The sequence below is a fragment of the Amycolatopsis sp. w19 genome (genome assembly GCF_051373225.1).
In the GTDB taxonomy this organism is placed as follows: domain Bacteria; phylum Actinomycetota; class Actinomycetes; order Mycobacteriales; family Pseudonocardiaceae; genus Amycolatopsis; species Amycolatopsis japonica.
Genome location: NZ_JBPQFM010000003.1, coordinates 420,590 through 433,450, shown reverse-complemented (window position 1 = coordinate 433,450; position 12,861 = coordinate 420,590). Strand labels below are relative to the sequence as shown.

General features: G+C 69.3%; 11 protein-coding genes and 1 tRNA gene. 10 read left to right on the top strand and 2 right to left on the bottom strand.

Features of this window, described 5'->3' with window-relative positions; all coding sequences use genetic code 11:
- Positions 1-37 precede the first annotated feature (37 nt).
- Positions 38-2,212 carry an MMPL family transporter gene (locus tag ACSMFO_RS09725; protein WP_436458126.1) on the top strand — a complete coding sequence of 725 codons (2,175 nt, stop codon included), beginning with the start codon at positions 38-40 and terminating at the stop codon, positions 2,210-2,212.
- Positions 2,205-2,927 carry a class I SAM-dependent methyltransferase gene (locus ACSMFO_RS09720; RefSeq protein ID WP_436458125.1) on the top strand — a complete coding sequence of 241 codons (723 nt, stop codon included), beginning with the start codon at positions 2,205-2,207 and terminating at the stop codon, positions 2,925-2,927. The genes ACSMFO_RS09725 and ACSMFO_RS09720 overlap by 8 nt, the downstream gene beginning before the upstream one ends.
- Here the strand turns inward: ACSMFO_RS09720 and ACSMFO_RS09715 are convergent.
- Positions 2,924-4,297 (bottom strand): UTP--glucose-1-phosphate uridylyltransferase, encoded by a 1,374-nt coding sequence (locus ACSMFO_RS09715; RefSeq protein WP_436458123.1) that lies wholly within the window; start codon positions 4,295-4,297, stop codon positions 2,924-2,926. The genes ACSMFO_RS09720 and ACSMFO_RS09715 overlap by 4 nt on opposite strands.
- Before the next feature lie 31 nt (positions 4,298-4,328).
- Complete coding sequence (locus ACSMFO_RS09710) at positions 4,329-4,901, bottom strand: 5-formyltetrahydrofolate cyclo-ligase (RefSeq protein WP_436458346.1); 573 nt, start codon at positions 4,899-4,901, stop codon at positions 4,329-4,331.
- A 218-nt stretch (positions 4,902-5,119) separates the two neighbouring features.
- On the opposite strand from ACSMFO_RS09710, the gene glp reads away from it, so the two are divergent.
- The 8 genes from glp (at position 5,120) to ACSMFO_RS09670 (ending at position 12,834) form a co-directional block, all read left to right on the top strand.
- Positions 5,120-6,391 (top strand): molybdotransferase-like divisome protein Glp, encoded by a 1,272-nt coding sequence (gene glp / locus ACSMFO_RS09705; RefSeq protein WP_360082023.1) that lies wholly within the window; start codon positions 5,120-5,122, stop codon positions 6,389-6,391.
- Positions 6,391-7,062 (top strand): GNAT family N-acetyltransferase, encoded by a 672-nt coding sequence (locus ACSMFO_RS09700; RefSeq protein WP_436458121.1) that lies wholly within the window; start codon positions 6,391-6,393, stop codon positions 7,060-7,062. Before glp ends, ACSMFO_RS09700 begins: the two co-directional genes overlap by 1 nt.
- Positions 7,063-7,223: 161 nt before the next feature.
- Positions 7,224-8,039, top strand: a complete 816-nt coding sequence (gene sepX, locus ACSMFO_RS09695) for a divisome protein SepX/GlpR (RefSeq protein WP_436458119.1) — start codon at positions 7,224-7,226, stop codon at positions 8,037-8,039.
- Positions 8,040-8,110: 71 nt separating this feature from the next.
- A tRNA-Ala gene (locus ACSMFO_RS09690) sits at positions 8,111-8,183 on the top strand.
- 216 nt (positions 8,184-8,399) lie between these two features.
- On the top strand, positions 8,400-10,730 hold the full coding sequence (locus tag ACSMFO_RS09685; RefSeq protein WP_436458118.1) for a helix-turn-helix domain-containing protein: 2,331 nt from the start codon (positions 8,400-8,402) through the stop codon (positions 10,728-10,730).
- Between the two features lie 78 nt (positions 10,731-10,808).
- A complete protein-coding gene (locus ACSMFO_RS09680; RefSeq protein WP_436458116.1) occupies positions 10,809-11,807 on the top strand; it encodes a hypothetical protein in 999 nt (332 codons plus the stop codon).
- Complete coding sequence (locus ACSMFO_RS09675) at positions 11,804-12,130, top strand: hypothetical protein (RefSeq protein ID WP_073846253.1); 327 nt, start codon at positions 11,804-11,806, stop codon at positions 12,128-12,130. The genes ACSMFO_RS09680 and ACSMFO_RS09675 overlap by 4 nt, the downstream gene beginning before the upstream one ends.
- Positions 12,127-12,834 carry an ESX secretion-associated protein EspG gene (locus ACSMFO_RS09670; RefSeq protein ID WP_436458115.1) on the top strand — a complete coding sequence of 236 codons (708 nt, stop codon included), beginning with the start codon at positions 12,127-12,129 and terminating at the stop codon, positions 12,832-12,834. The genes ACSMFO_RS09675 and ACSMFO_RS09670 overlap by 4 nt, the downstream gene beginning before the upstream one ends.
- Positions 12,835-12,861 lie beyond the last annotated feature (27 nt).

Below are 12,861 nucleotides of genomic sequence, written 5' to 3'. Positions count from 1 at the left end.
GAGGCATCTCACTCCTTCACGTAAAGGACTGTAGTTCATGCTGCCCGAAAAGATCGCCACCTGGTCCATGCGGCACCGCGCGGTCACCCTCGCCGGCTGGGTCGCCCTCGTGGCCGTCGCCCTGCTGTCGGGAATGCTGCTGGACGGCGAAAGCCGCCGGAGCACCGATCCCGGCGAATCCGGTCGCGCCCAGACCGCTTTGAACGCCCAAAACACCTTCGACCCGTTCCGCGAAAACGTCCTCGTCGAGGCGAAGGAACCAGGCTCGCCGCCGTTCGCCGCGAACGAAGAACTCCGGCGGGCGACCGATGACCTGGTCATCACGCTTACCAGGAGCGGCTCGGTCACCGACGTCCGCTCGCCACTGGCCGACGCCGAACGGATCTCGGCCGACAGCGCGTCCGGGCTCGTCGGGCTTTCGATCGCGGGCGGCGAGAAGGACATCCGCCCGAACTTCGAGACCGCGACGGCGCGAGTGGCCGAGGTCGCCGCCCGGCATCCGTCGGTCCGGTTGAGCCAGTCCGGAGATCTGAGCCTGTCGACCGTGGTCGACAAGGGCATCCGCGAGGACGTCAAACGCTCGGAACTCCTCTCCCTGCCACTGACGCTGGTGATCCTGCTGATCGTCTTCGGGGCGCTGGTCGCCGCGTCGGTCCCGCTGCTGCTGGCGGGCACGAGCGTCGCGGCGACGTTCGGTCTCCTGTCCGTCGTCGACGACTTCACCCCGATCAACAGCGCGACGACGGTGATCACCCTGCTCATCGGGATGGCGGTCGGCGTCGACTACTCGCTGTTCTTCCTCAGGCGGCAACGGGAAGAGCGCGCACGCGGGCACTCGATCGACGCCGCGACCCGGATCGCGGCACGGACGTCCGGGCACGTCGTGGTCGTCTCCGGGCTCACGGTCGTCCTGTGCGTGAGTGGGTTGGTGTTCACCGGGCTCGACAATTTCACCGGTCTCGCGATCAGCACGGCCTTTGTGGTCGGCCTCGCCGTCCTCGGTTCGGTCACCGTGTTGCCCGCGCTGCTCTCGTTGCTGGGCGACAAGGTCGATCGCGGCCGGATTCCCTGGCTGGGCGCGCGGCGCACCACGGCGGAGAAGTCGCGGTTCTGGTCCGCGACCGCCCGCGTGGTCACCCGGCGGCCGGCGCTGTGGGGCGGGCTGGGAGCCGCGTTGCTGATCCTGCTCACGCTGCCCGCGATCGGCATGCGCCTGCAAGATCCGACTCCGGCGGAGAGCCTGCCGCGGTCGCTGGCCGCGATCGACGCCGCAGTCCGCACCCAGGCGGCCTTCCCTGGCGTGGTCTACCCCGCCACGGTGGTGCTGACGGCCGAGAACGGTGGCCCGGTCGACAGCCCGGCCCTGCGGTCGGCGATCACCGATCTCGACCGGCGGATCAGGGAAACCTCCGGCGTGCTGAACAAACCCATCGCCGTCGCGGGCGTCGACGAGGCCGTGGTCGTCCGGGTCCCGCTTTCCGGCGCCGGCCGCGACGCGGAATCCGATACGGCGCTCGCCAAGCTGCGTACCGAAGTACTCCCCGAGACGATCGGGAAGGTGGACGGCGTCGAGTACGCGGTGTCCGGCCGGACGGCGAATGCCCGCGATTTCGCGGACCGGGTCGTCGAGCGGATGCCGCTGGTCTTCGGGTTCGTCCTGCTGGCGGCGTTCGTGTTGCTGCTGTTGGCTTTCCGGTCGGTACCGGTGGCGCTCGTGTCGATCGTGCTGAACCTGCTGTCGATCGGCGCGGCCTACGGCGTGCTCACCTGGATCTTCCAGGACGGCCATTTCGCTTCCCTGCTGGGATTCACCCCCTACGGCGGGGTCGTCGGCTGGCTGCCGATGTTCATGTTCGTCCTGCTGCTCGGGCTGAGCATGGACTACCACATCTTCATCCTCAGCCGGATCCGTGAACGCCGGGCGGAAGGCACGGTCGCCGCGATCGTCCGCGGTACCGGCACGAGCGCCGGCGTGGTCAGCGGCGCGGCGGTGATCATGGTCGGCGTGTTCAGCGTCTTCATCACGTTGAGCGCGATCGAGTACAAGATGATGGGCGTGGGGATGGCGGTCGCCGTCCTGATCGACGCCACGCTGGTCCGCGGCGTGCTGTTGCCCGCTTTCCTGGCGTCGCTGGGAGAACGGGCGTGGCGGCGCGACCGTAAATCCGTGGCTCCCGAACGCGTCCCGGAACTATCGTCGCCGAATGCCTGACGCGCTCTTCGCCCATGCCCGGCTCGCACCGATCTACGACGCCTTCGACGGCGCTCGCGACGACCTGGACCACTATCTCGGCATCATCGGCGAACTCGGGGCGAAGAGAGTGCTCGACGTCGGCTGCGGTACCGGTTGCCTGGCCGTTCTCTTGGCCGCGCGCGGAATCGAGGTCGTCGGTGTCGATCCCGCGAAGGCGTCGCTTGACGTCGCGAAGGCCAAAAACCCGGAAGGGAAGATCACCTGGATCCACGGTGACGCACAAGCGGCGGGCGACGTAGGAGCCGATCTCGCGGTGATGACCGGCAACGTGGCCCAGGTCTTCCTGACCGACGATGAATGGAGCCGAACCCTCGAAGGCATCCATGCCGCGCTGGTACCGGGCGGTCATCTGGTCTTCGAGATCCGGCGCCCCGGACGCCGGGTGTGGGAGGACTGGGCGGCCGACACGGCACACGACACCATCGACGTCCCCGGCGTCGGCGAGGTCGAGCAGTGGCGCGAGGTCACCGAAGTGAACCTCCCGTTCGTGTCGTTCCGGTACAGCTACCGGTTCCCGGACGGCGAGGTCGTCACCTCGGACTCGACGTTGTGGTTCCGCGAACGCGAAGACCTGGAGTCCTTGCTGGCGGAACACGGTTTTCGCGTCCTGGACGTCCGGGACGCCCCCGACCGTCCAGGACGCGAGTACGTGTTCATCGCCCAGCGGCGCTAGAGGACTTCGCCGTCCGCGATGGTTTTCGGCCCGCTGATCTTCACATCGCCCCGGACGACGACGTCCTTCCCGAAGGTGACGTCGCCGTCCACCGCGAGGCTCGTGCACTCCTTGAGCGAAGGCGCGACGGGGATACGCGCGTCGAAGTCCGGAAGGAGCTTGTAGAACTCCTTGCTCAGCGAAACGACCGGCGGGGTGGTGGTGAACTCCGGGACCATCTCCCCGCCGTCGTCGAGCACGTACGCGTCGGACCGGACGACCAGCAGATCGTCGGTGGTCTTGACCGGCGCGAACCGGGTCCGCGGGATCTCGATGGCCCGCGCGCCCTCGACCGAACCGATCGCCGCGCCCATCGCCGTTTCGAGCTGGATCACCGGCGTGCTGGCCGCGTCGGCGGGATCGACGGTCTTCCGGTTCACGATCAGCGGCAACAGCGGCGCGGCGGGGTCGGCGTCCTGCAGTGCCTTCAGCCGTTCCAGATCGAACCAGATGTTGTTGGTGTTGAAGAAACGCCATTTGGCGACGTCGCCGAACGAGTCGTCCCCGTCGGGGACCTGCGCGGATTCACGCAGGACGATCCGGCCCGCACGCCGCGCGAGGTGCCCGCCCTTGCGGTCGGCCGCGGTGCCGAGCACCGTCTCCATCGCGAACGGGATGTCCTCCTTCGCCAGCCACGCCGCGATCCGGGCGTCCGGGAGCGCGCCGAGGTTGTCGGAGTTGGACACGAAGCACCAGCGGATTCCCTCCGCCAGCAGGGTTTCGAGCATTCCGCTCACCGCGAGCGCGACGTAGATGTCGCCGTGCCCCGGCGGGCACCATTCGAGCTCCGGGTTCGCGGGCCAGGCGGCGGGCCGCCCGTCGGCGGTAATCTTCGGTTCGCGCCCCTGCAGGAAGTCGGCCGGGATGGCGTCGTCGGCGAGATCGGGATACTTCTTCAACAACTCCAGCGAAGGTTCGCGGGTGCCCGCCGAATTCATCAGGATCAGCGGAAGCCGCGCGTTGTACTTCTCCCGCGTCGAAAGCACCTGCATGGCGATGACGTCGAGGAACGTCTTCCCCGGTTTGATCTCCAGCAGCGATTTCGGGCCGGTGAGACCCATGCTCGTGCCGAGCCCGCCGTTGAGCTTCAGAACGGCGGTGCGGTCCAGCACCCGGCGCGCTTCTTCGGCGTCCGGCTCCGGCAGATCCACGAGCCTGCTGATGTCATCGAGAGGTTCGAGTTCGTTTCCCGGCAATTCACCGGCGCCGGGTTCGGTCAGCTGCTCGAGACGCCGTCGGAGGGCCGCCAGCTCCATGGCGTGGGCGCCCGCGGAACGCATTTTCGACAGCGTTTCGGCGAAATGATCGGACAGGTGCGCGTCAGAGCTCATTGTGCCCTTTCTGAACCACTGCGTCGGGGCGTCAGTCTATTACCGGGCGCGGCGCCAGGCCGTGCTCCGGGGTCAGTACCCCGGTCATGCGGACGTCATGCGGTTCCGCCGGCAACTCGCGCACGAGTTCGGCGTCCCGGACGACGGCGATCAGTGCCGCGCCGGGCGCGGCGAAGGAGAGCGACCGGTCGTAGTACCCGGCGCCGCGGCCGAGCCGGACACCCGCGTCGTCGACGGCGAGCGCCGGGATCAGCACCAGATCGGCCGTCCCCAGCGTGTCGGGACCGAGGCGGCGCCCGGTCGGCTCCAGCAACCCCCGCAGCCGTCCCGGCCCGAGGCTCGACGGGTCCTCGTAGGCGGCCCACTCCAGCGGGCCCGGCGCGTCGGGGACGATCGGCAGCAGAACCCGTTTGCCCTGGTCCAGAAGTTGATCAAGCAGTGACGTCGAACCCGGTTCGGTACCGAACGGAACATAGGCGCACACGACCTCACCGGGCAGCCGAGCGGCGGCCGCGGCGAGCGCCATGGCCTCCCGCGCATGCTCTTCCGACACCTGCGAACGCCGTTCGGCGGTTATCCGGGAACGCCACTCCGTTTTGCTCAGGTGTTCATTGCCGGGCTCGACCACGTGGTCAGGTTAGGCTTCACGCCTATGACAGGCGCAGCGACCACCCCGGCGGCACGGACCACGAGGAGCTTGCCCGATCGGGCGATTTCCGCGGCTTCGGACCGCATCACTCCTGGTAACGGTGGTGAACTTCAGTTCACCGACGGGCCTTCAACGCGTGCCTGGTCGAACGAACGGATCGAGATCCCCCAGTCATGACGGAACCCATCGCCGAAGCGGCCGAGACCGAAGACGCGGGACAGTTCCGTTCCGTCGAGGATCAGATCTCCCTGACCCTGGACGCGGCGGTACGCCCACGTCCGGTCCGGGTCGCCATCTCCGAGGCCCAGGGCCTCCTGTGCGCCGAAGAAGTCGTCGCCGAACACGCGCTGCCCGGTTTCGACCAGGCCGCCGTCGACGGCTACGCGGTGCGAAGCGTCGACGTCCGCTCCGCGGGCCAGGAGCCGGTGCAGTTGCCGGTGGTCGGCGAGATCGCCGCCGGTTCCCGCCAGCCGCGGCGGTTGCAGCCGGGGCAGGCCGTGCGGGTCGACACCGGCGCGCCGCTGCCCACGCTCGCCGACGCCGTCGTCCCGACCGCCTACACCGACGGTCACCAGGCCAAGGTCACCGTGCACCGGTCGGTGCCGTCGGCCGGTTACGTGCGCCGGACCGGCGAGGACGTGCAGATCGGCGACGTCGCCGTCCGCAAGGGCGACACCATCGGCTCGGCCCAGGTCGGCCTGCTCGCCGCGGTCGGCCGCGCGAAGGTCCTGGTCTACCCGCGGCCCCGGGTTTCGATCGTTTCCGTCGGCGACGAACTGGTCGACATCGACCGCACCCCGTCGGTCGGACAGGTTTACGACGTCAACTCCTACGCGCTGTCCGCGGCCGCGCGGGACGCGGGCGCCGAGGTGAGCCGCGTCGGCATCGTCCCCGGCGATCCGAAACGCCTGCGAGAGGTCGTCGAAGGCCGGCTGCTGATGTCGGAGATCGTCGTCGTCGCGGGTGGCGCCGGCGGGAGCGCGGGCGATGAGGTACACGCCGCGCTGTCCGATCTCGGCCACATCGACATGACCCGCGTCGGCATGCACCCGGGCTCCGTGCAGGGTTTCGGCAGGCTCGGTCCCGACTCGGTGCCGACGTTCCTGATCCCCGGCAACCCGATGAGCGCGCTGGTCGTGTTCGAGGTGCTGGTCCGCCCGCTGATCCGCGCCGCGCGCGGCACCCGCAACCCGCACCGCCGGATCGTCGGCGCGCGGCTGCTCTCCCCGATCACCTCGACCAAGGGCCGGAAAGGGTTCCTGCGCGGGCAACTGCTGCGTGACGAGGGCAACGGTGAGTACCTGGTGCAGCCGCTCGGCACCTCCGGCGCGCATCTGCTCGCGTCGCTGGCCGAGGCGAACTGCCTGATCAACATCGACGAAGACCTCACCGAGGTCGCCGCGGGCGAACAGGTCAAGGTGACCTTCCTGGCCCAGCGGGCGTAATGGGCGCACCGATTTCCGGCGTCGCGTATCCGATCGAAAGCAGGCATCCGGGCTGGCCCGCGAAGCTGGGCCCGCTCCGGGTGCCCGCCGGGATCCTCGCCGTCCGGCCGGTCCGTCTCCGCGACGCCGGCGAGTGGAGCCGCGTCCGGCTGCGCGATCGCGAGCACCTGGAAATGTGGGAACCGACCGGCGTCGGGCCCTGGCCGGATCGCAACGCGTATTGGTCATGGCCGTCCCAATGGCTGGCACTGCGCGGCCTGGCCAGGCGCGGTCAATGTCTCCCGTTCACCATCACGGTGGATGGACGCTTCGCCGGACAGATCACTGTGGGTAACGTCATCCGGGCGTCGCTCCGATCCGCCTGGATCGGCTACTGGGTGTCATCGGACATCGTCCGCGGCGGTGTCGCGACCGGCGCCGTCGCCCTCGTCACCGACCACGTCTTCGACTTCGGCGGACTGCACCGCCTCGAGGCGACCGTCCGCCCCGAAAACACTCCCAGCCTGCGGGTTCTCGCCAAAACGGGCTACCGCCAAGAGGGACTTTTCGAGCGTTATCTCGATGTCGCGGGTGGCTGGCGGGACCATTTCTGCTACGCCGTCACCAAGGAGGAGACCGGTGACGGACTGGTCTCAAGGCTCGTCTCGAAGGGCCTCGCGGAGCGCGTTTGACCCCGTTACGGGGCCGTTCCAGTGACCGCGTTACCACATGCTGTGAGATTCACCTAATTTGGTGATGCATTTTCCGTGATCGAAACCGGCGAGTCTGCGCGGCGTGTGTGACTGTTGTGGCTAGCGTGACTACAGCAGTGGATCGGGGGAGGTGACGGGAGATGCCCAGTTCGGTGATCATCGTCGCGCTCGCAGCGGCATGGCTCGTCGTTCTCGTGCCCATGGTCGCCCGCAAGCGCCAGCAGGTCGCACGGACGACGGACTCGGCCTTGGCGGCGCGAGTCGTGCGGAGCGGGAGCACACGCCACGAGGGACCGGAGGAGTTCGCGATGGCGGAAAACACGGAACCATCGGTAGAAGACGACCTGGCCGAACTCGAGGCGGAGCTCGACGCCGACCTCGAGGACGAGGAGCCGGAAGCCGAACCGCTTCCCCAGCCCTCGCACACGGCCCGCCCGGAAAGAGAACGCCAAGGCGCGGGCTACCGTCCCGGCCGGGGCGGTTTCGACCCGGAGGCGGCGGACATCGCCGCCCGCGCCAAGTACGCGTTCCGGCAGCGGGTCGTCATCGCACTCCTGGTGCTGGTGGTCACCACCGCGGCCGTCGCCGGCTTCCTGACCCCGACGGTCTGGTGGGCCAACGGTGTCGTCGACGCCGTCCTCATCGGCTACCTGGCGTACTTGCGCCGCCAGGTCCGCATCGAGAACGACATCCGGCAGCGCCGCCTCGCCCGCTTCAACAACACCCGCGCCGCGCGCCGCCCGGCGGTCGACGACGAAGACCACGACGCGCACGAGTCCCGTGAGGACATCGAGGTCGTCGCCACCGAACGCCCGGCCGTCGTGGAACGCAAACCGTCCCCCATGTCCCGCCTCCGGCGCCAAGCCGTCGTCGTCGACCTCGACGACGAGGACCCGGCCTTCCACGAGCTCGACGAGCCCGGGACCAGGCCTTTCCGCCGGGCCGCCGGAGAGTGACCCCCGCGTTTCGGGGCTCCATGGGCCACTGATAGGCTCATGGAGCTCCAAACGAGGGGCAAGCTTCACCAGGGGCTGTAGCGCAGTTGGTAGCGCGTCTCGTTCGCATCGAGAAGGTCAGGGGTTCGATTCCCCTCAGCTCCACAGTTCGAAAGACCCGCACTTTCTGAAAGTGCGGGTCTTTTGCGTTTCACAGCCGCCCGCTTTTCTTGCCGATTTCGTCACGAAACATACCGGAATCAACGAATACGAAAGAGCGGATTCGCGCGGGTACCGACCAGGCTTACTGTCTCCCTTTCGTGGCCTACCCGCCACTAGGATGATCACCAGTCGCACAGCGCATCTGGAGGGACGTCGCCCGTGGCCGGTCGGTTCGGCGTTCTCCTTCGTGACGCCCGCCGCCGGGCAGGTCTGACTCAGGAGGGCTTGGCCGCCCGCGCGGGGGTCGGGGCGCGGACCATCCGCCGTCTCGAAACCGGAGGGGGCACCGACCCGCGCGTCGGCACCGTGACGTTGCTCGCCGACGCACTCGGCATCACCCCGCAGGAACGCGCCGACCTCCTCGCCGCCGCCGACGGGAGGCAGCCGGACGAGCCCGTCGAAGCGCCGCCCGAGGACACCGTCGAAACACCGGTGGTTCCGGCCCCTTCCCTCGTCATCGTGCCCGAAGAGGTGACCGAAGCGGCGGACCATCTGGCCACGATCATCGCCACCCGGCTCCGGCGCGAGGAAGAACTGCGTCGCGTGCACGATCCGTTCCCCCTGCCCGTGCGGTGGCGGATCGCGGCCGACCTCGCCGACCACTGGGACAACATCTGCCGCGTTCCGCACGGGGTGACCGCCGCGCCGCTCGACCTGTCCGGCGAGATCGGCGACATCGCGGACATCTACCGCGGCATCCCGTCACGGAAACTGGTGATGCTGGGCCGCGCGGGAGCGGGCAAGACCGTGCTGACGCTGCGTTTCGCGCTCGACGCGCTGGCCGTTCGGAATCGCGGCGGCGTCGTGCCGGTCATCTTCACCATCGGTTCGTGGGACCCGACCACGACACCGTTGCGCACCTGGCTCGTCGAAACCCTTCAGCGCGACCATCCCGGGCTCTCCGCCGAGGCTCCCGGCGGCTCGACGTTGGCGGCCGTGCTGGTCGACACCGGATACATCTTGCCCGTCCTCGACGGCTTCGACGAGATCGCCGAAGGTCTGCACCGGCCGGCGCTCGAAGCGCTCAACTCCCTGTCCGGTCCGCTGTTCCTGACCAGTCGTTTCGACGAGTACGAGCGTGCGGTCACCAACGTCCACACGCTGACGTCGGCCGCCGTCGTCGAGCTGACCGACCTCGGCGTCGACGACCTCGCCGGTTACCTGCCCCGAACGGCGCGACGCGTCACTCCCGGCGGAACGGCCACGGCGTGGGATCCGGTCTTGGCCGCGTTGCGCGACCCCGAAGCGCCGGCTGCGAACCTGGCCACGGTCCTGAAAACCCCGCTCATGGTCGGGCTCGCCCGTACGGTTTACAGCGACTCGCGCGACCGCGATCCGGCAAGTCTGCTGGACACCGACCGCTTCCCGACGGCGCAGGCGCTCGAGGAGCATCTGCTCGACACCTTCGTCCCCACCGTCTGGGAGGCCGGCGACGTCCGGCAGCGCTGGGATCTCGAACAGGTCCGCCACTGGCTGGGCTTCCTCGCCGACGATCTCGACCGGAGGGAAACCGGCGACCTCGAATGGTGGCGGATGGGTGGCTCGCTGACCCGTTGGTCGCGTGTCCTCCTGGTCACGGCCTCCACTTGGCTGACCACGGCGCTCGTCATCTGGTTCGTGTTGAGCCCGCTCAATTCCCTCAGTTCCGGCCTGCCGTTCCGGTGGCCCGTCGTCCTCGTCGACGGGCTGGCCAGCGGGGCCGTGATCGCCGTTCCGTTCGGTCTGCTGTATTCGTTCCTGGTGGTCCGCAAGGCCGGGTCCCTCGAACCGACGCGTGTGCGGGTGCGGCTGTTCGACCGGCGGGCACGCCGGCCCCGTCTCCGGCGAAGGATCGCGGTCAGGTTCGCGGCGGGTGTGGCGGGCGGCGTGCTGGCGGCCGTCGCCGTCACCCTTGTCGGCGTCTTCGTGAGGGCGCTGTCGCCGGATCTCGTCGTCATCGACGATCTCGGCCATCTCCTCCGCCTGGTCCTGGTCGACGTCACCGTTTTCGGGCTCGCCTTCGGCCCTGTCTGCGGCGGGCTGCTGGCACTCCTCACTCTTCTCCAGGTACCCGCCAATCTGACCACCGCCACCAGCCCCGCCGATCTGCTCGCGGCGAACCGCTCGACCGTGCTGCGCGTCGTCGGCTTGTTCGCGCCGGTGCTCGCGATCGCGATCGGCCTCGGCAGTTTCGGAGCCGCGGCAGCGCTGGAGAGCATCACGGGCCCGTCCTTTCACCTCGTGCGCTCGTTCAGGGTCAGTGCTCTGCTCGGCCTCACCGCGGGGCTCGTCACGGCCTTCGCGTACGTGATCACCTTCACCGCGTGGGGCCAGTGGCTGGTCTTCACCCGCTTGCGGCTCCCCCTGCTCCGCAAGCTGCCGTGGGCCGTCACCGCGTTCCTGGACGACGCGTACCGGCGAGGGGTCCTGCGCCAGTCCGGCGCGGTCTACCAGTTCCGGCACGCCCGGTTGCAGCAGCACCTCGCGAAGGCCTACCGCGCCCAGCTCTAGGGCCTTTTCGCAGCTCAGCCCCACCGGCCGTAAATGGCCGCCGCTCGACCTTCCGGCTCCGGCACACCCGCCGCCAGCATGGGTCGCATCGACAAGCGGTCAGTGGGAGGGGGAACCGGGGTGAGCACCGAGACCGCGCCGGAGGGCGAGGTGAACTGGGAGGCTTACAGCCACGAAGAGCTGCACGGGATGCTGTGGCAGGACGCCGACGTCACGGACGTCAGCACGATCGCCGCGGACTGGTCCGGGCACCGGGCGGCCTTGGTCAACCACGCCGAGGTGCTGCGCGAACAGCACGCCGCGCTGCTGGACGGCTGGCGTGGCAGTGGCGCGGAGGAGGCGGCCCGGCGGCTTCTCGTGCTCGCCGACCGGGTGGAGAAGATCGCGGAGCTCGCCCACGCCGGCGAGCGGGCCGCGCAACAGGCGGCCGACGCGCTGGCGTGGGCCAGGGCCACGATGCCCGCCCCGGCGGACGACCCGGCCGTACCGATGACGAGCATGTTCGTGGACTGGACCTTCGGCGGGGCCGGTTTCAGCTTCTACGCCGACACCGGCACGGCCGATCTGCGGAAGCAGCGCGCCGTCCAGACCATGCGGACCTACGAGTCGAGCCTGACGAATTCGAGCAGGCTGATCGGGCAGGCACAGGGCACGATCCCGGCCGCCTCGACCATGCCGGGCGGTGGCGACACCACGGTGAGCGCCTCGGCCTCCTCGCCGGAGCGCACCATCCCGAGCGGGTCTTCGTGGCAGCGCCTCACCGGGTCCGGCGGGCTCGGACAAGTCCCTGCCGTCAATGCCGGCGCCTTCGTGAACCCGCTCGCGAACGGCGTGCGAGTGGGGGCGGCGGCGTTGCCGGTCGGTCCCGGCGCGATGGCGGCGCAGGCGACCGCCGAACCAGCCGCGACGCGCACAGGCGCCGTGGGGCAGCCGGCTCCGGTCGGCTCTGGCACGCATGGCCGATCCGACGAGAACGACCACACGAACCAGCTGCCGACGATCGACCACGCGCTGTTCCCTCTCGCGGAACCCGCCAGCGAGGCGGTCATCGGCCTTCCCCGGCAGGAGTGGCGATGAGCGCGGGACGCGGCATCGAAGTCGAGCTGGAACTGCTCGACGCGCGCATCACGACGCTGGCCGATCTCGGCGATCTCACCGCCGATCTGGTGGCCACCGCGAGCAGGCTCGCGGAACGGCTGCCGATGCTGGGAACCGCGCCGCCCGCGGCGTACCTGGCGAACCGCCTGCGGGAAGCCGCGGGAGGCTCCGGACTCGCGGGCGAGGTCAAGGCCGCGGAACGCGAAGTCCGGGAATACCAGCAGATGCTGGCGTCCGCCAAACGCAAGTACCAAGAGCGGGAACAGCGCTCCGGCGACGAGCTCAGGGGGCAGGCCTCGTGACGCCGTTCGACGAACACGGCAGCCGCTTCGAACTCGCGGAGCTGGATCTGCTCGCCACCTTCGCCGGAGTACCGCTGCCGTTCCCGTTGCGGATTCCGTCGTTCGGCCGGATCGCGGGCGAACGCGAGGTATCGCTCAGCGCCGCGGGTGGTTCGCTGGCCGAGCGTGGCCTCGCCACGGCGGACGGACCCGCCGGCCTGGCCGAGGCTCTGGTCGCCGCGCTGCGCGGGTACCACGGCTCGGTCGATCTGGTGCTGGCCCACAAGGGAAGCTTGACGGGGTTCGCGGCGATGATCCACGAAGACCGGGCGGTCCTGTGTGGACAGACGCTCGGTGGTACGCCGAGCCCGGTGACCGTCATGAGGATCGCGTACGACGCGGTGGCCGACACGCTCTCCGGGCTCCTTCCCGAGGTGCCTGCCGCACCGACCCTGCCGATCACCTTGTCTCCGGGGGCCGCCGGGGACGACCCGGCCGCCGAAGCGCTCGCCACCGTGCTGCCTTCGCTGACGGGACGCGGCCAGCTCGGTGTCGTGCGCCGCTCGGGCTCCGAGAAGCGGCCACTCGAACTCTCCTGGCTGGACGGTCCTTCGGGGAGAGTCCGGATCGACCATGACGACCACGGCTGGGTGAGCGTCAATCCGTTGCGGCACAACGAACTCGTTCACGCACTACGCGAGGCGGCGGCATTGGCCAGCCAGTGACGACGCGTTCCATCGAACAAGGAAGGG